Raw genomic sequence first — 18,937 nt, 5'->3', positions numbered from 1 at the left:
AGAGATTAGCCGTTCGCAGGAACGCCGGCAGCCGAAGCTGCGTCGTGCCTGCGGTTACCGGCGCGGTTGCCGCTGCAGGCGCGGGCATATTCGCCCAGGCACAGGCCGATGCGGTGCTGGACCAGTGCGGTGGGGGTGTTGGCCAGCGTGCCCTCGCGCACGGCGCGGTACTGCTCCGGCAGGTACTGGCTGAGCAGCACCAGCGGCGGCGCGTGCTGTTCCAGGTTGGCGAACAGGGTCTGCACCGCCTGCACCAGCGCCGGCTCGCCCCAGTAGTAACGGCAGCGGTCGCTGAAGGAGTAGCTGCGCAGCAGGCGCAGTGTGGCGTCATCGCCGTGGTAGTAGGACTGCCAGTACTTCGGCTGCGCCACCATCACCGCGTCCAGCACCTGCGGCAGGCGCGAGCATTGTGCAGCCGGCAGCAGTTCGGCCTCGATCGCAGCCAGCGCGAACAGCGCTTCGCGATAGGCGAAGGTGGCCGCCGGGCCGACCTTGAGGATGGCGAAGTGGTCGCGCACCAGGGCGTGCAGGCCGCTTTCGCGCTGGTAGTCGGTGGAGTGCGCTTCGAACACGATGCGCGGCTGCCGCTCGAGGAAGTCGGCCAGCGCATGGGCGGCCTCCGGGTTGTACTCGTGCACGCTGCTGTGGTCGAAGTCCACGCCCGGTTGCACCACCATCGCGATCACGCGCTGCCATGCATCGCGCAGCTGTGGCGTATCGAACGCCTGCTGGTGGATGGCCAGGGTCTGCGCGGCGGCGGCCGGCGTGGTCACCTGCAGGCCCTCGGCCAGCGAGGCTTCGCCCCCGGGAATCGGCACCTCGGTACCGATCACGTAGACCGGCGGCGGCAGGCCGTGTTCGGCGGCGGTGCGTTCGGCAATCTCGGCCAGCTCGGCCGAGCGCGCGGCGACGACGGCATCGGGCAGCGGCACCGGGTCATCGGCGCAGGACATGCTGCAGTCCAGGTGGATCTTGTGGAAACCGGCGGCGACGTAGGCTTCGATCAGCACGCGCGCGTGGGTCATCGCTTCGGCAGCCGGGCGCTTCTGCCAGGCATTCGGGCCGAGGTGGTCGCCGCCCAGGATCAGCCGCTCGCGCGGGAAGCCTTGTTCATCGGCCAGGGCGCCGACGTAATCGCGGTACTGCGGCGGGGTCATGCCGGTGTAGCCGCCGAACTGGTCGACCTGGTTGGAGGTGGCCTCGATCAGCAGCACGGTGCCATGGGCCAGCGCCACGTGCATGGCGGCGCGCAGCACCTGCTCGTTGCTGCAGCAGACGCTGTACAGGCCGACGTTGGCGCCGGCGCGGTGGGAGGCAAGCAGGGTCTGCAGCGGGGACATGGTCAGGCTCCGGACATCAGGAAAACGAGGGTTGGCAGGCGAGCAGCGCGGCACCGCGTGCGCCACCGGCATCGCCGAACCGCGGCGGCACGATCGGTGGTACCTGCACGCCATGGAACAGATGGGCCGCGATGGCCGCCGGCAGCTGCTGGTACAGCGGCGCGTACTGCGAGAGGCCGCCGCCGAGCACGATCACATGCGGGTCCAGCGCCAGCACCAGCGCGGCCAGGCTGTGGCCGAGCAGGTCACGATGGATGTCCAGCGCCTTGCGTGCGCGCGCATCGCCGGCCTCGGCCAGGGCAATCACCGCGCTGGCGTTGGCGGCGCTGCCACCGAGATGGCGTTCGATCATTGCTACGCCACTGCCGGAGACATAGCGCTCCACGCAGCCCTGCAGGCCGCAACCGCAGTCCAGCAGCGGCAGGCCGTGGCGCTGCAGCAGGTGGCCGGGCACGCTCCAGTGGCCCCATTCGCCGGCCAGGCCGTTGAAGCCGGACAGCAGCCGGCCCTGCAGGCAGAAGCCGCCACCGGCACCGGTGCCGAGGATGGCGCCGAACATGCTGGGGTAACCGTCAGCCGCGCCGCCGTGCGCTTCAGACAAGGCAAAGCACTGCAGGTCGTTGCCGAAATGCAGTGGGCGTTGCAGCCGCGCCTGCAGATCCTGCGCCACGCATTGGCCGGTCAGTGCGGGCACGTTCGCGCTGAGCTGGCGGCCACTGCGGCGGTCGCGCACGCCGGGCAGGGCGATGCCGATGGGCGCATCGCTGCGGCCGAGGGCAGCGTCCGCCTCGGCGACCAGCGCCACCACCGCCTGCAGGAAGCCGTCGTAGTCACCCTGTGGGGTGGCCACGCGGCGGCGCCAGGTGACCTGCATCGCCGCATCGCATGCCACCAGCTCGATCTTGGTGCCGCCGATGTCGATGCCATAGCAGGCGTGGGCGATCAGCTCAGCCATGGTGGATGGTGACGCCCTTGACGACGCGGTTGACGGTGCCGTCCGGGAACGGGTTGTCCGGGGTCAGTCCCAGCGCGGCCGAGCGCTGCAGTGCGAACAGCTGCGCAAAGCCCAGCCACACCGGCGCCAGCCACGGATCGTCCAGCGGCGGCACGCTGAGGGTGTAGTCGTCGTCGGCGCCGATGTCCGAATGCGGACCGATCGCCAGCACCTGGCCCGCTACGCCGTCGCGGCGCAGCTCTTCCAGCAGGTCCTGCTCGTAGCGGCGCGCCAGTGGCTGCACGCTGCGCAGCACCGCCACCAGGGTGTTGCCATCCAGCGTCGACTTGGGGCCATGGCGGAAGCCCAGCGGCGTGTTGGCCAGTGCCAGCACGCGGCCGGCGGTCAGTTCCAGCACCTTCAGCGCGCACTCGCGCGCCAGCGCTTCCAGCGGGCCACTGCCGAGGTAGATCACACGGTTGAACGGGCCTTGCGCCAGCGCGGCCACCGGTGCATCCCACTGTGCCAGGCCTTCGCGGGCCAGCGCGGCGATCTGCTTTAGGCGCGCCACGCGCGCATCCCACGGAGAGCGATCGAACACCGTCAGTGCGGCCAGCAGCATGCAGGTCAGGCTGCTGGTCATGGCGAAGGCGCGGTCGCAGCTGGCCGACGGCATCAGCAGGGTGCAGGTATCGGCACGGCCGGCGCCACGGCGGGCCAGTTCGCCATCGGCGTTGCAGGTGATGTCGAGGAAGCGCGCGTCATCCACGTCGCTGCGCACGCGATCCACCGCTGCCACGCTTTCCGGGCTGGAACCGCTGCGGCCGAACGAGACCAGCAGGGTCGGGCGGTCGCGCTGCAGGTACAGCGCCGGGTGGGTCAGCAGGCTGGTGGTGTGCACCACGCGCACCTCGGCCGGCCACTGCGCGTTGATCGCATCGGCCACCATCTCGGCAATGAAGCCGGAGCTGCCAGCGCCGGTGAACAGCACGCGCTGGTGGGGGTCGTTGAGGCTGTCGCCAAGGAAGGCCTGCAGGCGGTCGCGGGCACGCGACAGGTCCAGCGCAAGGGCTTCCCACAGCGCAGGCTGCTGGGCGATTTCGGTAGCGGTATCGGCTCCGCCCAGGCGCTGCCAGGCGGGGACATCGGAAAGCAGGGTGGCGTCCATTCGGAGGTTCCAGTTGGGCCAGCGCACCATCTGCGTTTTCTTTCGAAATGTCAAACATCGAAAGTAAAAAGAAAGAAAACAGGTGGGCGACTTTTCCCGGCGCGCGGTCCGCAGGAAAACGAAAGGGTGGGCGGAATGCCGTATCGCACAATACTTAACAGGCGTCTGCAAGCGCTTACACAAAGTACTGCAACGCAACAACTTTCGTTTCACTGGAATATATCTTCCTTTTTCCTTTCAATTTGTTGACATCTTTCGAATCGCTGCCCTAGAGTCGGCCCAACCGCTTTCGAAACGCCCGGTGAACGGGTTGGGAGTCCGCGTGGAAAACTGCGTTCGTCGCTCGCCGCTGATGCTGGCCCTGTTGCCGGCACTGATGCTGGCGTCCATGCCGTCCCGGGCCGAGCCGGTCGGCAACCTGCGTTCGGTCAGCGCCAGCGACAGCCGCGACGGCGTGCAGGGCTGGGACCTGCAGACCGACAAGGGCGCGCGGATCCGCATCGAACTGCCGGCCACCGACATCATCCGCGTGCAGGCCGGCCGCAACGGCACGCTGACCGGCGCCGGCGACAAGGCCGCACCGATCGTGCTGCCACAGCCCAAGGCGAACGTGCAGGCACAGCTGGAAGAAGACGCGCAGGAAATCCGCGTGCGCACCGACGCGCTGGTGCTGCACGTACAGCGGCAGCCGCTGCGCCTGCGCCTGGAACGGCTGGACAACGGCCAGCCCACCGCGCTGTGGCAGGAACTGCAGCCGCTGGACCTGGATGCCACGCAGAGCGTGCAGGTGCTGTCCTCGCAGGCCGATGAGGGCTATTTCGGTGGTGGCCAGCAGAACGGCCGTTACCAGTTCAAGGGCCGCGAGCTGGACGTGTCCTATTCCGGTGGCTGGGAAGAAGGTGATCGGCCGAGCCCGGCGCCGATGCTGCTCAGCAGCCGTGGCTGGGGCATGCTGCGCAATACCTGGAGCGATGGCAGCTACGACCTGCGCCAGAGCGACCAGGCCACGCTGCTGCATCGCGAAGACCGCTTCGATGCCTACTACTTCGTCGGCGCGGACCTGCCCAAGCTGATCGAACGCTATACCCAGCTGACCGGCCGCCCGAACATGGTCGCGCGCTGGGCGCTGTCTTACGGCGATGCCGATTGCTACAACGACGGCGACAACAGCAAGAAGCCCGGCACCGTGCCCGAAGGCTGGAGCGACGGCCCGACCGGCACCACGCCCGATGTGATCGACAGCGTGGCCAAGCAGTACCGCGCCCACGACATGCCCGGTGGCTGGATCCTGCCCAACGATGGCTATGGCTGCGGCTACAAGCAGTTGCCGGAAACAGTGAAGGGGCTGGCTGGCTACGGTTTCCGCACCGGCCTGTGGACCGAGAACGGCGTCGACAAGATCGCCTGGGAAGTGGGCAAGGCCGGCAGCCGCGTGCAGAAGCTGGACGTGGCCTGGACCGGCAAGGGTTACCAGTTCGCGATGGACGCCAACCGCCAGGCCTTCAACGGCATCCTCGACAACTCCGATTCGCGTCCGTTCCTGTGGACGGTGATGGGCTGGGCTGGCATCCAGCGCTACGCCGTAGCGTGGACCGGTGACCAGAGCAGCAGCTGGGACTACATCCGCTGGCACGTGCCGACCCTGGTCGGTTCGGGACTGTCCGGCATGGCCTACGCCAGCGGCGATGTCGATGCGATCTTCGGCGGCAGCGCCGAGACCTTCACCCGCGACCTGCAGTGGAAGGCGTTCACCCCGGTGCTGATGGGCATGAGCGGCTGGTCGTCGAACGCGCGCAAGCACCCCTGGTGGTATGACGAGCCCTACCGCAGCATCAACCGCGACTACCTGAAGCTGAAGATGCGCCTGACGCCATACATGTATGGGCTGGTGCACGAGGCCGCGCAGACCGGTGCACCGCCGGTGCGTGGCCTGATGTGGGACCACCCGCGCGATCCGCATGCGCAGGATGAGACCTACAAATACCAGTTCCTGCTCGGCCGCGACCTGCTGGTGGCGCCGGTGTACCGCAGCCAGGCGGCCAGCCGTGGCTGGCGCCGCGACATCCACCTGCCGGCCGGCGGCTGGATCGACTACTGGGATGGCCGTCGCGTGCTGGCCGGTGCCGACGGCCGTCAGCTGGACCGCCAGGTGGACCTGGCCACGCTGCCGGTGTTCGTGCGTGCCGGTGCGATCCTGCCGATGTACCCGTCGATGCTGTTCGATGGCGAAAAACCGCTGGATGAAGTGACCTTCGACCTGTACCCGCAGGGCGACTCGCAGTACACGCTGTACGAAGACGATGGCAACACGCGCCGCTACCAGCAGGGTGAGTCGAGCACGCAGCAGATCCGCGTGCAGGCGCCGGCGCAGGGCAGTGGCCCGGTGCAGGTGCAGATCGATCCGGTGCAGGGCCAGTACAACGGCCAGCTGGCCCAGCGCCGCTACGGCCTGCGCGTACTCAGCCGGCAGGCACCACGTGCGGTGCAGGCCGGTGGCCGCGTGCTGCCGGCGCTGGCCGATGCGGCAGCGCTCAACAACGCCAGCGAAGGCTGGTACTTCGATGCCAAGGAGCGCCGTGGCACGCTGCATGTGCGTACCGCCACCCAGGACATCCGCCAGCCGCTGCAGCTGCAGCTGGACTTCGCGGTGGCGGCAGCGGCCGCCGATGATGCCTACCCGGCCGCACCGGTGCTGGGCCGCGAACTGCCGGCCGACAGCCTGCTGGTGGTCAATCGCCCGGCCGAAGAGCCCGGCCACGCACTGGAGAACGCCTTCGACGACGATCCGGCCACCTGGTTCCGTAGTGTGCGCAACCAGGCCGTGCGCACCGGCGCCCACGAGTGGGTGATCGGCTTCGGTGAGCGGAAAATGATCGATGGCATCGACATCGCGCCACGCAACGACAAGAACTGGAAGCATGGCCAGGTACGCGACTATGAGGTGTACCTGGGCGACAGCAACGGTGAGTGGGGCGAGCCGATCGCCCGCGGCCGCCTGCAGTTGAAGGAGGGCGTGCAGCGCATCGACTTCCCGGCGCATGCCGGCCGCCTGCTGCGCTTCCGCGTACTGAGCGTGCAGAACCCGGAAGGCGACGGCGCCAGCAGCACCGACCCGATGGTCACCGCCGCCCAGGGCAGCGCGCGCGCGTTCGATGCACTGCAGCCGCGCGACGTCGGCCCGATCGCGCTGTCCACTTTCCACATCCTCGAACACCAGGAACCAGAACGACCGGCCCGGCAGCGCTATCTCTCCGAGCTGCCGGTGCCGGCCGCGCTGGCCAGCCAGCTGCGCGCCGACCAGTCGTTCCGTGGCGACGCCGGCATGCGCATGAACGGCCTGCAGTTCCGCCGGGGCCTGGGTGTTGGCGCCAACAGCCGGATCGACCTGCGCCTGCAGGGCGGCTGGCACCTGCTGCGCGCCGATCTCGGTATCGATGACGCCTGCCGCAACGCCGGTGGCCTGCAGTTCCAGGTCTGGGGCGACAACCGCCTGCTGTACGACAGCGGCCTGGTGAAGGCGCCCGGCGTGGTCAAGCCGGAGCTGGACATCCGTGGCCTTTCCACCCTGAGCCTGCGCACGCTGGGTGCGCAGGGCAGTCAACCCGCCCAGGTCTGCGCCAACTGGGCCAATGCCGTACTGATCGGCCAGGAGGGCGACTCCGCCAGCATCGTCGCCCCATGACCCCCACGTAACACCGCTCCTCCCCCGCCCATTCCGACTGCGGCCCTGACGGCCGTGGCCCGGGAGCGTTTTGCCCGCCGAACGCCTACGCGCTCACTTATCGCGCTGCACCCCTGCCAGGAGAGAACCCCGATGTTGCCCGCTCGCCACCACCGCCCCCCCTGTCGTTCGATCGCTCCGCTGTCGCTGGCCATCGCCGGCGCGCTGCTGTCGGTCGCCGTTCCCGCCTTCGCCCAGGACAGCAAGGACAAGGCCACCGACCTGGCCCGCATCGAGGTCACCGGCTCCAACATCCGCCGCACCGACGTCGAAACCGCCTCGCCGGTGCAGGTGATCAGCAAGCAGGACATCCAGAACATGGGCGCGCGCACGCTGCTGCAGGTGCTCGACAACCTGCCAGCCGCACGCCCGGCGCAGCAGGATGCGCGTTCGCTGTTCACCGGTTCCGACGGTGCCTCGCAGGCCAACCTGCGTGGCCTGGGCGCGCAGGGCACGCTGGTGCTGCTGAACGGCCGTCGCCTGTCGTACTACGGCGCGCCGGCCGGCTTCCAGACCCAGTTCGTCAACATCGATGCGATCCCGGCGGCGGCCATCGAGCGCATGGAAGTGCTGACCGACGGCGCCTCGGCGGTCTACGGCACCGACGCGGTGGCCGGCGTGATCAACGTGATCACCAAGCGCAACTTCCAGGGTGCCGAGGTCAGCTTCACCAACGATACGTCCTCGCGCATCGACTCCTACGGCGAGCGCCAGGCCAGCATCACCGCCGGCTTCGGTGACCTGGCCGAGAACCGCTTCAACATCTACGGCGCGGTGAACATGTACCGCCGCGACGCGATTCCGCTCAGCGACTTCTACGACAAGCGGCCCGACCAGTATTACGTCAACAACCCGAACTACCTCAACAACCTGCGCCTGGGCGTGGGCAGCAAGCCGGGCGAGTTCAACCCGGGTACCTACTTCGCGTTCGATCCGGTCACCGGCCGCCGCGTGCAGGAAGCCGCGCCGGGCTGCAGGAACGTGCTGACCAGTGAAGCGGCCGGCCCGCGTTGCGTCTGGGAAACCTGGATGAACAACGAGATCGATGCCGGCGCCAAGTCCGAGCGCAACACCGCCTACCTCAACGGCACGTTCCTGGTCGGCGACAACACCGAGATCTTTGCCGAGGCCACCTACACCGACATCGACCTGCGCGCCAACGGCGGTACGCCGCGCACCTACGGCACCACCACCGGCAACCCGACCAGCTGGTTCTCGCGCAATACCGGCAACACCGTCAATCAGTTCCTGTACCCGTTCCTGGGCCCCAACAACGAATACAACCACGCCAGCCCGCAGCTGAAGGCAATGATGGGCGGCGTGGTCGGCCTGAACTATCTGCTGCAGGATGCCGGCCCGAACTACTTCGGCCAGCGCAACACTGACAAGAGCTACCGGGTACTGGCGGGCGCACGTGGCAATGTGGGTGACTGGAACTGGGAAACCGCATTCGCCAGCGCTGGTACCCACTCCACCACCTACCAGACGATCAACGTCAACACCAAGGGCTTCGAGAAGGCCTTCGGCCCATACACGATCGATCCGGGCACCGGTCGGGTGATCATCTCCGATCATCCGGCGTACAAGTTCGGCGAGATCAGCGAAGCCAACGCCGCGCTGATCCGTGAAGCGTTCCCGACCTTCGACATCCAGTCGTGGACCCGCCTGCATACCCTGGATGGCAAGATCGAAGGCCCGCTGTTCCAGCTGCCGGCTGGCGAGATGCGCGCCGCGTTCGGCTTCAATGCCAGCCGTGAGACCTTCTACACCCCGGGCAATGCCGACGCGGCCAACGGCCTGATCACCCAGCAGGGTGGCTCGTGGTTCGATGGCAAGCGCAACACCTACGCGCTGTTCGCCGAGACCGTGGCACCGATCACCGAGAAGCTGGAACTGGATGCGGCGGTCCGCGTGGACAAGTACCCGAACTTCAGCGCCAACGTCGCGCCGAAGATCGGCTTCAAGTACCAGGCGTTCGACCAGCTGATGCTGCGCGGCACCTATTCCACCGGCTTCCGCGCACCGAGCCTGGCCGAGTCCGGCAATGGCGGCGTGTTCGCACAGCTCGGTGGCTTCCGTGACGAACTGCGCTGCGGCGAGACCAATGCCATCGCCAACCTGCTGCTGAAGTCGCAGAGGCCGGGCGACGTCGATCTCGGCAAGACCCTGCTGAACGTCGATTGCAGCCGTACCGTGGCGCGCATGACCCAGCCGAACAAGGACCTGAAGCCGGAGAAGGCGAAGATCGCCACCCTCGGCTTCGTCTACGAGCCGGCCAGCTGGCTGTCGGTGTCGGCCGACTACTGGTTCATCTACCGCAACAATGAAATCGTCGCGCCGGACTATCGCCGCATGGAAGACATTATCTCGATGTCGCGCTCGCCGATCACCGACAGCGACCGTGCCAACCTGGCGCAGCTGGCGGCCATGTGCGCCGATCCGGCCAGCGGCGTGAGCTGCCCGTCGGTGCTGCCGGGTTATTCGGCCGGCAACGTGGCCAGCGTGGTGGGCCAGTACAAGAACCGTGGCAAGACGCTGATCGACGGCTTCGACATCGACGCACGCAGCCGCTTCTCGCTGGGCGACTGGGGCAACCTGAACATCGGCCTGGCCGGCACCATCGCCAACCGCAACCGCTTCTACATGGACGCGGAGAACGGCTGGTACTACGGCGACGTGGTGGGCTACTACAACAACCCGCGCCTGCGCGCCACGCTCAATGCCGACTGGACCTACAAGCAGGTGACCACCAGCATGTTCGTCAACTACGTCGGCGGCACCAAGTGGGCCACCGACCAGATCGACGAAGAGAGCAACAACAAGGAAACCTGCACCGGCGGCTACCTGGCCCTGCAGAAGAGCAAGTGCGATGGTGCACCGTCGTGGTGGACCGCCAACATGAGCGTCACCTGGCGCCCGGATGATGCCTGGAACCTGAGCTTCACCGTCAAGAACCTGTTCAACCGCCTGCCGTTCTACGACCCGAACAGCTTCCTGGGTGACTCCAGTGACTACGCAACCATCTTCGGCCGTGGTTACAGTGTGACCATCGGCTACCGGTTCAAGTAATTCCGTTTGCGTGACCTGGCGTGCCGGCTGTGGTGGGCACGCTGCCAAGAGGAGAGATGTCTGCCATGAAGCGTAGGGAATTCATCGCGGCCAGCGCCGCTGTCGCCGCCAGCAGCCTGCTGCCGCAGAGCCCGGCCTGGGCACGCGGGCGCAAGGTGCGCCTGGCCATGATCGGCACCGGCATGCGCGGGCTGGTGCTGCTGAAGGAGCTGGTGCGCCGCGACGACGTCGAAGTGGTCGCCCTCTGCGATATCGAGCCGATCATGCTGGGCCGTGCCACAGAGATGGTGGCCAAGGCGGGCAAGCCGGCGCCGAAGACCTATGGCCAGGACCGCGACACCAACGCGTGGAAGCGACTGCTGGAACAGAAGGGCATCGATGGCGTGATCATCGCCACGCCGTGGGAATACCACGCACCGATGGCGATAGCCGCGATGCAGGCCGGCGTGGCCGTCGGCTGCGAAGTGGTGGCCGGCATCACCCTGCAGGACCACTGGGACGTGCTGAAGACCCAGCTGAGTACCGGCACCCCGTACATGCTGCTGGAGAACGTCTGCTACCGTCGCGACGTGATGGCGGCGTTGCAGATGGTGCGCCAGGGGCTGTTCGGCGAGCTGGTGCATCTGCAGGCCGGCTACCAGCACGACCTGCGCGGCGTGAAGTTCAATTCCGGCGACCCGAACCAGCCCTACGACAGCGGCGTGGAATTCGGGCCCAAGGGCTGGAGCGAAGCACGCTGGCGCACCGAGCATTCGGTGCAGCGCAACGGTGAGCTGTATCCCAGCCACGGCATCGGCCCGTGCGCGATGTACACCGGCATCAACCGTGGCAACCGCTTCACCCACATCAATGCTTTTGCGACCAAGGCGCGCGGCCTGCACGAATACACCGTGGCCAAGAGTGGCGGCACCACCCACCCCAGCACCCAGGTGAAGTTCAAGCTGGGCGATATCGTCACCACCACGCTGGCCTGCGAGAACGGCGAGACCATCCTGCTGCAGCACGACACCTCGTTGCCGCGCCCGTACTCGATGGGTTTCCGCGTGCAGGGCACCAAGGGCCTGTGGATGGACGTGAACCATTCGATCCACATCGAAGGCCGTAGCCCGCCGCACCAGTGGGAGGAGTTCAAGAAGTACCAGGACCAGTACGAGCACCCGCTGTGGAAGCAGAACGCCGACACCGCCGCCAGCGCCGGCCACGGTGGCATGGACTGGTTCGTCATCCATGCCTTTGTTGAAGCGCTGAAGGCCAAGGCACCGATGCCGATCGACATCTACGATGCGGTGACCTGGAGTGCGATCACGCCGCTGAGCGAGCAGTCGATCGCCAACGGTTTCCAGACGCTGGAGTTCCCCGACTTTACTGCTGGTGCGTGGAAGACGCGCAAGCCGATATTTGCGTTTGACGGCAAGTACTGAGGTTTACCCCTTCCATGCTGTGACTGAAATGCCGGGCGATGCCCGGCGTTTCTGTTTGCATTGATGCATTGGCATCCATAGAGCCGAAACCACGCTTGGCTGTCTTTCCACCCGCGACTGACCGCGACAGCTTCCGCCAATGCGGTGATTACTGGCTGAACAAGCGAAATGTCTACTTCGAATCCGGGACTTCGCTGAAAGCCTCGGCCGAGGCCAACTGCGCCACCTTCCGCAGTATGGGCGGCTACGGTGCCGACGATCACGGCGGCTGGTACTGCGGCCGACGCATGGAGCATTGCCTGCGCGGCGACCTGCTGCAGACAATCCCGCAGGACGCGCTGTACGCCGTTGACGACAGCAGCGTCTATTGCGACGGGAAGCCTCAGCCCGGCGTGGATCACGCGCGCTGGCGGCTGCTGGATGGACACTTCTCGGGCGATTGCAGCCGCGTCTACTACTTGGAACGGAAGCTGCCGCGCGTGGATGTGGCGTCGTGGCGTCTGTTGCAGGGGAGCTGGCCGCGGGACCATAAACACCTGTTCCATATGTTCATGATCGAGACCGACCCGATGCTGCGTGCACAGCATGGTTTCACGGATGATGAGGGTTGACGCGCGAAGCGGTTACCGTGACACCTTGATCTGCGTCAGCCGTCCCCCGGACGCCCTGGCATGCGGTACGCGGAACATTGCACCAGGTTGCACGAGTTCGGCTTGCTGCATCATCTTGGGCCACCACTCCAGAAGCCGCGCTGCGCGCTCGTAGTGGTTGAAGGTGCTCCAGCCCTTGGCCAGAACGAATACGGTCAGGCCGAGGCGTGCGATCGCCTCGCGCTCTGCGGGCTTGCGATGATGATGATCCTGGGTAACGTGTATGCGGATGCCACGCTGGGTGGCCGCGTCGAAGAGCTCCAGGTCAGTAGTACCGGGCATCACGAACTCCCTTACGTGGAAGACTTCGTGTTCGTCCGTTCCTGCAATGGCGTCGATGGCCCGGGCCAGCGCGGGCGGAAGATTCTCATCGATCTGCGCCTTCAAGGCGCGGCTCGATTCTCGAACTGCAGTGCTTTCTTCACTGCAGTCAGAGGTAGGTCATACAGCCTGGCCACGCGACGCTCATCGCCACCTTCGGCGCGCAGCGCCTCGACAATGGCGATGGTAGGAACGCCCGATTCGGCAAGGATGGGCTGACCAAAACTGCGCTGTGGATCAAATACCACCGCACGGGAGCCCTTCAGTGGGAACCATCGTTCGGCTCGATCATCGATGCCCAGTTCGATGCCGTCACGCAGCGAAGGTGCGATGACCTTGCGCATCACGTCCTGGCGCTTCACCACATCCACCAGTGCGGCATCGCCGCTGTCGCCCACGAGCTCCATGAAAATGCGGCGCCCATCGGTCTTGAAGCTCGTGCTGGTGAAGGGGTACTCCTTACCGAGCCGCTCGTTCAGCTCGACAATGGTTCGCCGCACCAGGTTGAGTGGCACGCCACATGCGACGAATGTGCGGACGAAGCGCAGCTCGATCAGATCGCGAAAGCCAATGCCGTCGATCTCTGAATCAGCCCATTGCGACTTCCACAGGGGAGGGTGGGCTTCCGGCTTCCCGTGCTTCCGGCCATGGTAGCCCTTCAGCCACCGGCGCAGTTCCGACGAGCTGCCGCCAATGAAGCGCGCGGCATCGGCGTAGGAATAGAGACCGACGCCGAGGCTGTCCTGTGCTGGCAAGGCGATACCCATGGCGCCGAGTCTACTCAATCGGAATGGAGCTGGAGTACAGAGTCACATTCTGCGCCCTGCGGGACTCATAAACTGAGAACGGAGACATGCGCGGGCGAATCTGCCGGGTGAGTGGCAGGCCGAAGCCGACAAGAAAATGGCGCGCCCGGAGGGATTCGAACCCCCGACCAATGGCTTCGGAAGCCACTACTCTATCCGGCTGAGCTACGGGCGCGTTGTAGAACCGCCGCGCCGTCGGCCGGTGCCGGGGCGGGCATCGCAGCGCCATGAAGCGGTGCGGGACCGGCATTCTATCCACTTTCGTCGAACAAATCTCCCCCCAACGGCAAAGCCCTGCCAGAGGGGCAGGAGTATCCTATCGCCATGGCTGATACCCCCCTCACTTCGCCGCAGTCGCCGGCGACGCCGCGTTGGCGGCATTACTGGAGTCTGATGCGCGCTGATCGCCCGATCGGCACGTTGCTGCTGCTGTGGCCCACCTGGTGGGCGTTGTGGCTGGCCGCGGGCGGCCTGCCGCCGCTGTGGACGCTGTTTGTGTTCACCGCCGGCGTGTGGCTGACCCGCTCGGCCGGTTGCGTCATCAATGACTACGCCGACCGCTGGCTTGACCCGCACGTGGAGCGCACCAAGGCGCGCCCGCTGGCCACCGGCGCTATCAGCGGCCGTGCCGCGCTGGCGCTGTTTGCCGTGCTGATGCTGGTGGCGTTCGGGCTGGTGCTGACCCTGAACGGGCTGACCATCGGCCTGAGCTTCATCGGCGTGTTCCTGGCCGCCAGCTATCCGTACCTGAAGCGCTACACCCATCTGCCGCAGGTCTACCTGGGCATGTCGTTCGGCTGGGGCATCCCGATGGCGTTCGCCGCCGTGCAGGGCGAGGTGCCGATGCTGGGCTGGCTGCTGTATGCCGGCAACATCCTGTGGTCCACCGCCTACGACACCTGGTACGCCATGGTCGACCGCGAGGACGACCTGAAGATGGGCTCGCACTCCACCGCGATCCTGTTCGGTGATCTCGACCTGGTCATCCAGGGCGTGCTGTACGCGCTGTTCCTGGCCACCATGGCGCTGGTAGGCGTGCGTGGCGGGCTGGGCGGGTACTACCTGGCCGGCGTGGCCGTGGCCACCGCGCTGGTGGTGTACGAGTTCTGGATCTGCCGCAATCGCGAGCGCGGTCCCTGTTTCAAGGCGTTCCTGCACAACAACTGGGTGGGCGGCGCGCTGTTTGCCGGCATCGCCGTGGACCTGGCGCTGCGTTGATCCCAATGCCTGGTAGAGCCGGCCGCTGGCCGGCTGCACGACCATCCCGATCGGAAAATTGCCGGCCAGCGGCCGGCACTACCGTCCTCCGCCAGCTACCGCGATTCCCGGGCCTGGTAGAGCCGGCCGCTGGCCGGCTGCACGACCATCCCGATCGGGAAATTGCCGGCCAGCGGCCGGCACTACCGTCCTCCGCCAGCTACGACGATTCCCGGGCATGGTAGAGCCGGCCGCTGGCCGGCTGCGCCCGTGTGTGATCCCGAGGGTTGCCGGCCAGCGGCCGGCACTGCCGTTCTGTATCACCTACGACCAATAGGTGGCTGACAGCCTGCACCCCACCGCCCAGAATCGATCCATCGAACCTGGGAGGGTAGGCGATGGCCTCGACGGCAGCAGTACAGGACGGCTGGATGGCGCGCGCAGCGCTGCGCTCGGCCGCCTGGGCGGAAAAGTGGTTCCCCGACGCGTATGTGTTCGCGGTGCTGGGCGTGGTCATCGTCGCGCTGGCCGCGATGGGTTTCGGCTCGACCCCGCAGGCCACTGCCAGCGCCTTCGGTGACGGCTTCTGGAGCCTGATTCCCTTCACCATGCAGATGGCCTTCGTGGTCATCGGTGGCTACGCCGTGGCCACCGCGCCGGTGGTCGCGCGCTTCATCGACTTCCTGGCCCGGGTGCCGCGCACCGGTCGCGGTGCGGTGGTGTACGTGGGCCTGGTCAGCATGCTGGCCTCGCTGCTCAGCTGGGGCTTTTCGCTGGTGTTCGGTGGCCTGCTGGTGCGCGCGCTGGCCCGTCGCACCGAACTGCGCATGGACTACCGCGCGGCCGGTGCGTCGGCATATCTTGGCCTGGGCGCGGTGTGGGCCATGGGGCTGAGTTCCTCGGCCGCGCAGCTGCAGGCCAATCCGGCCAGCATGCCGCCGGGGCTGGTGGAGATCACCGGCGTGCTGCCGTTCACCGAAACCATCTTCCTGTGGCAGTCGATCGCGCTGACCGCGGTGCTGATCCTGGTCTCGCTGCTGATCGCCTGGCTGACCGCGCCTGCCGCCGGCAGTGCGCGTACTGCCGAGGAATTCCCCGGCGCCGCGCAGGCGGAGCCGGAGCCGCTGCAGCGACGCACGCGCCCGGGCGAATGGCTGGAGTACAGCCCGTTGCTGACCGTGCTGCTCTCGCTCCTGGCGTTCGGCTGGCTGTTCAACGAGTTCGCCAACAAGCCGGTGGTCACCGCCATCGCCAACCTCAACACCTACAACTTCCTGTTCATTTCGCTGGGCCTGCTGCTGCACTGGCGGCCGCGCAGCTTCCTGAACGCGGTGGCCAAGGCGGTGCCGAGTACGACCGGCGTGCTGATCCAGTTCCCGCTGTATGGCGGCATCGCGATGATCCTCACCCACGCCGCCGGTGGCGACGGGCAGACGCTGGCGCACCGGCTGTCGAGCCTGTTCGTGCACGTGGCCAGTACCGATACCTTCGCGCTGGTGATGGGCGTGTACTCGGCGGTGCTGGGCTTCTTCGTGCCGTCCGGGGGCGGCAAGTGGATCATCGAGGCGCCGTACGTGATGCAGGCCGCAAACGAGCTGAAGGCGCACCTGGGCTGGGCGGTGCAGGTCTACAACGCGGCCGAAGCCCTGCCCAACCTGATCAACCCGTTCTGGATGCTGCCGCTGCTGGGCGTGTTGGGGCTGAAGGCACGCGACATCGTGGGCTTCACCTTCATCCAGTTGCTGGTGCACATCCCGCTGGTACTGGGCCTGCTGTGGCTGCTGGGCATGACCTTGGCGTATGTGCCGCCGGTGATGCCCTGACTGCGGGTCTGGCTGCAGAGCGTCATGAAACCAGCCCCGTTCAGCGCGGGTTTCCGACCACACGCGCCATGAATGCGCGCGGCATGGATAACCGCATGAGCACATGCCGAACCCGCATGAATCCTTCAGTGGCTTGTGCCGCAAGGGCTTCTGCGCGTTCATTCACGCGCGTACACACCAATGTAGCCGCCCACCCACGCCTGATTAACCAACCGCTGCAGACGATGGCCCCGTCCACCGCATTCCGCGCGTGGCTTTGGAGATCGGACATGGCACAGCAGAACCAGAACCCGAACCAGAAGCAGCAGGGCCAGCAGAACCAGCAGGATCAGCAGCAGGGTCGTGGCCGCGACCAGCAGCAGCAACAGCAGCAGGAACAGCAGCAGCGCAACCAGCGCAATCAGCAGCAAGGTGGGCAGGACGAGGAAGAGTGACTTCGGTACCCACCCTGGGTAACCCCCGAAGCCCCGCCGCGCGCGGGGCTTCGCTTATTCCAGTACGCCGATGCGCTGCAGCACCGGCGCCGCTGACATGTCATTGGGATTGGTGCCGGGCTGGTCCTGCGGCACGTCCATGCCCATGCCACGGTACAGATCCACCCAGTGCTGGGCGATCTGACCGGTCTGCGGGTTGCGGAAGTTCATCGGCTGCAGCGCGAACACGTGATGCGCACGGAACGCGCGCTCGATGAAGTCCGAGCAGTAGTAGCTGTCCTCGTTCAATACGTATGACGTGTTGTACGGTTTGCCCAGCATCGTGCGTGCGGTCGCGACCGCATCCTTGACGGCGGCCTGCTGCGGTGCGCGCAGGCGATAGACCACGATGTGCCGCTGCTTGGCCCGGGCGTCCTGGCGGAACTCGACCAGCGATTGCCGGCGCGATCCTTTCTCGTCCGCATGCAGTACCTCCCAGCCGTCTGGCCAGCCGTCTGGCGCCGCAGCGACCAGGGCCACGTGATCGAAGCTGGGTGCGCCCTGCTTGCCGGTGGCATCGTCGATGGCCGCGCTGAGGCCGCTGCGGCCGGCGGTGACGAACAGCAGGTCGCCTTCCCGGACCTCCAGCGCGGCCACAACACCAGGCCACAGCATTGGCATCAACAGCGAGAGGGCAAGCAGGAATCCGCGCATGGGGCCAGGGTCGAAGCGTGTGCGGCGTAGTCTACCGGCTGCCGCGGTGACGCTGATTTCAGCATTAGTGTGATATGAGTCTCAATTCAGCATGTCGGGATATTCCTGACAGCGGATGTTGAAACTGAATTGACGGAGGCATGGCTATCCTTGCCTCCCCACCGCGCCGGAACCGCGCGCGACCACCCGGAATCAGGAGGATCCCGTGAACCAGCTCCGCCCCGTTGCCCTGCTTGCGCTTGCCCTGGGGCTTGCGCTGTCGGGCTGCAAGCCTGCTCCCCAGGCGGCCCCCGCTGGCGCCGCCGCACCGGCTCCGGCCAGCACGGCCGCCGCCACGGCGCCTGCCACGCCGGTTGCGGCGGCCCCGGCAGACGCTTCTACCAGCTGCCCCCATCCGGTCTTCGACGACTTCCTCAAGCATTTCGGCAACGAGATCGCGCTGCAGGAAACGTCCACTGCCGATCCGCTGCTGGACAGCCACATCGACGGCGAAGCCGAGCCGGAGCCACGCAAGGTGGAGAAGAAGGTGCCGCTTGCCAAGGTCGAATGGCCGGTGATGCCGGACCCGGCCACGCTGCAGCGGCAGGGCCGCGAGATGCAGATCACCCGCCTGCCCGACGGCCAGGTGCAGGTGCAGATGCGCACCCCCGATACCAGCGACCAGCAGGTCTACACCTTTGCCCAGAGGCCGTGCTGGCAGCTGGTCAAGCGTGAGGACGAATCGATCTGACCCCTGAGCGACCGCTTGCGGGCGGTCGTGTGATTCACCCAAGGAGCACCGCATGCGTCTGTCTCCCGTTGCCCCCGTGCTGGCCCTGATGCTTGCTGCCTGCAGCGGCCCTGAGGCGGCTGCACCGGCGGCGCCCCCCGCATCCACTGACCCGGCAGCGGCGCCGGCCGCACCTGCGGCTGCCGTTGCGGACCTTCCCACCTCTCTTACGCGCGACGAGACCGGCATGCATATCGATTGCCAAGGCACCCGCCTGCACCTGGCGGCCCAGCCCACCCAAGACACGGACGCTTCCCGGCTGACCACGCTGGAAATCGAAAAGGACGGCGCACGCCAGGCCATTGCTGCGCCCAAGGAGATGGACGGCTATACCGCCGTTGGCCTGGCCTGCGTGCAGGACCGCAGCGGCACGCCGTACTTCGTCGTGCAGTACGGTGAACTGCCGTTCGGCTGCAGCTTCTGCGAGTGGTACTACCTGTACGACGCCAGTGGCCGCCAGTTGACCCACAGCACACCGCCGCTGCGCGGCGCGGAAGGCGAGGAGCAGGAGCCCAACAACGACGAGTACGAGAAGTTGATCAACTCGCTCGGCATCAAGCATCCGGAGGTGAACTACATCGAAGACTGAGC

At 66.6% G+C, this 18,937-nt stretch carries 15 protein-coding genes and 1 tRNA gene; 9 read left to right on the top strand and 7 right to left on the bottom strand.

Features of this window, described 5'->3' with window-relative positions; genetic code table 11:
• Positions 1 to 5 precede the first annotated feature (5 nt).
• Genes NSQ78_RS20615 through NSQ78_RS20605 form a run of 3 tightly spaced genes read right to left on the bottom strand, consistent with a single transcriptional unit; the run spans position 6 to position 3,442 of the window.
• Positions 6 to 1,340: a D-tagatose-bisphosphate aldolase, class II, non-catalytic subunit gene (locus tag NSQ78_RS20615; RefSeq protein ID WP_064239448.1), complete on the bottom strand. Its 1,335-nt coding sequence runs from the start codon at positions 1,338 to 1,340 to the stop codon at positions 6 to 8.
• 16 nt (positions 1,341 to 1,356) lie between these two features.
• Positions 1,357 to 2,295, bottom strand: coding sequence for an ROK family protein (locus tag NSQ78_RS20610; protein ID WP_064239447.1), 939 nt, complete (start codon positions 2,293 to 2,295; stop codon positions 1,357 to 1,359).
• Positions 2,288 to 3,442 (bottom strand): SIS domain-containing protein, encoded by a 1,155-nt coding sequence (locus tag NSQ78_RS20605; protein ID WP_064239446.1) that lies wholly within the window; start codon positions 3,440 to 3,442, stop codon positions 2,288 to 2,290. Before NSQ78_RS20605 ends, NSQ78_RS20610 begins: the two co-directional genes overlap by 8 nt.
• A 322-nt stretch (positions 3,443 to 3,764) precedes the next feature.
• Here NSQ78_RS20605 and NSQ78_RS20600 point away from each other — a divergent pair, with 322 nt between their 5' ends.
• The 4 genes from NSQ78_RS20600 (at position 3,765) to NSQ78_RS20585 (ending at position 12,264) form a co-directional block, all read left to right on the top strand.
• On the top strand, positions 3,765 to 7,124 hold the full coding sequence (locus NSQ78_RS20600) for a TIM-barrel domain-containing protein (protein WP_064239445.1): 3,360 nt from the start codon (positions 3,765 to 3,767) through the stop codon (positions 7,122 to 7,124).
• A gap of 132 nt (positions 7,125 to 7,256) precedes the next feature.
• A complete protein-coding gene (locus NSQ78_RS20595) occupies positions 7,257 to 10,232 on the top strand; it encodes a TonB-dependent receptor (protein WP_064239444.1) in 2,976 nt (991 codons plus the stop codon).
• Positions 10,233 to 10,297: 65 nt separating this feature from the next.
• Positions 10,298 to 11,653, top strand: coding sequence for a Gfo/Idh/MocA family oxidoreductase (locus NSQ78_RS20590; RefSeq protein WP_064239443.1), 1,356 nt, complete (start codon positions 10,298 to 10,300; stop codon positions 11,651 to 11,653).
• Between the two features lie 38 nt (positions 11,654 to 11,691).
• Positions 11,692 to 12,264, top strand: a complete 573-nt coding sequence (locus NSQ78_RS20585) for a DKNYY domain-containing protein (protein WP_149901738.1) — start codon at positions 11,692 to 11,694, stop codon at positions 12,262 to 12,264.
• Positions 12,265 to 12,276: 12 nt separating this feature from the next.
• On the opposite strand, the gene NSQ78_RS20580 is transcribed toward NSQ78_RS20585, so the two are convergent.
• The 3 genes from NSQ78_RS20580 to NSQ78_RS20570 all read right to left on the bottom strand — a co-directional run bounded on the left by NSQ78_RS20580 (position 12,277) and on the right by NSQ78_RS20570 (position 13,605).
• Positions 12,277 to 12,690, bottom strand: a complete 414-nt coding sequence (locus NSQ78_RS20580) for a DUF5615 family PIN-like protein (RefSeq protein WP_064239441.1) — start codon at positions 12,688 to 12,690, stop codon at positions 12,277 to 12,279.
• Complete coding sequence (locus NSQ78_RS20575; RefSeq protein WP_049468866.1) at positions 12,687 to 13,391, bottom strand: DUF433 domain-containing protein; 705 nt, start codon at positions 13,389 to 13,391, stop codon at positions 12,687 to 12,689. Before NSQ78_RS20575 ends, NSQ78_RS20580 begins: the two co-directional genes overlap by 4 nt.
• Before the next feature lie 137 nt (positions 13,392 to 13,528).
• Positions 13,529 to 13,605, bottom strand: a tRNA-Arg gene (locus NSQ78_RS20570).
• A gap of 149 nt (positions 13,606 to 13,754) precedes the next feature.
• Between NSQ78_RS20570 and ubiA the strand changes: the two genes are divergently transcribed.
• The 3 genes from ubiA to NSQ78_RS20555 all read left to right on the top strand — a co-directional run bounded on the left by ubiA (position 13,755) and on the right by NSQ78_RS20555 (position 16,884).
• Positions 13,755 to 14,648: a 4-hydroxybenzoate octaprenyltransferase gene (gene ubiA / locus NSQ78_RS20565; RefSeq protein ID WP_064239440.1), complete on the top strand. Its 894-nt coding sequence runs from the start codon at positions 13,755 to 13,757 to the stop codon at positions 14,646 to 14,648.
• 377 nt (positions 14,649 to 15,025) lie between these two features.
• Positions 15,026 to 16,450, top strand: a complete 1,425-nt coding sequence (locus NSQ78_RS20560; protein ID WP_180995876.1) for a TIGR00366 family protein — start codon at positions 15,026 to 15,028, stop codon at positions 16,448 to 16,450.
• A gap of 269 nt (positions 16,451 to 16,719) precedes the next feature.
• A complete protein-coding gene (locus NSQ78_RS20555; RefSeq protein ID WP_005414774.1) occupies positions 16,720 to 16,884 on the top strand; it encodes a hypothetical protein in 165 nt (54 codons plus the stop codon).
• A 54-nt stretch (positions 16,885 to 16,938) separates the two neighbouring features.
• Here the strand turns inward: NSQ78_RS20555 and NSQ78_RS20550 are convergent, their stop codons facing one another.
• Positions 16,939 to 17,544: a YiiX/YebB-like N1pC/P60 family cysteine hydrolase gene (locus NSQ78_RS20550; RefSeq protein ID WP_223224769.1), complete on the bottom strand. Its 606-nt coding sequence runs from the start codon at positions 17,542 to 17,544 to the stop codon at positions 16,939 to 16,941.
• Positions 17,545 to 17,782: 238 nt separating this feature from the next.
• On the opposite strand from NSQ78_RS20550, the gene NSQ78_RS20545 reads away from it, so the two are divergent.
• Positions 17,783 to 18,307 carry a hypothetical protein gene (locus NSQ78_RS20545; RefSeq protein ID WP_064239438.1) on the top strand — a complete coding sequence of 175 codons (525 nt, stop codon included), beginning with the start codon at positions 17,783 to 17,785 and terminating at the stop codon, positions 18,305 to 18,307.
• Positions 18,308 to 18,533: 226 nt separating this feature from the next.
• A complete protein-coding gene (locus NSQ78_RS20540) occupies positions 18,534 to 18,935 on the top strand; it encodes a hypothetical protein (protein ID WP_064239437.1) in 402 nt (133 codons plus the stop codon).
• Positions 18,936 to 18,937: the final 2 nt, after the last annotated feature.

It is taken from the genome of Stenotrophomonas sp. FSL W7-1447 (assembly GCF_037966425.1).
GTDB lineage: Bacteria > Pseudomonadota > Gammaproteobacteria > Xanthomonadales > Xanthomonadaceae > Stenotrophomonas > Stenotrophomonas pavanii.
Note: the sequence above shows the minus strand (reverse complement) of the source record. Positions and strands in the feature narration are given on the sequence as shown.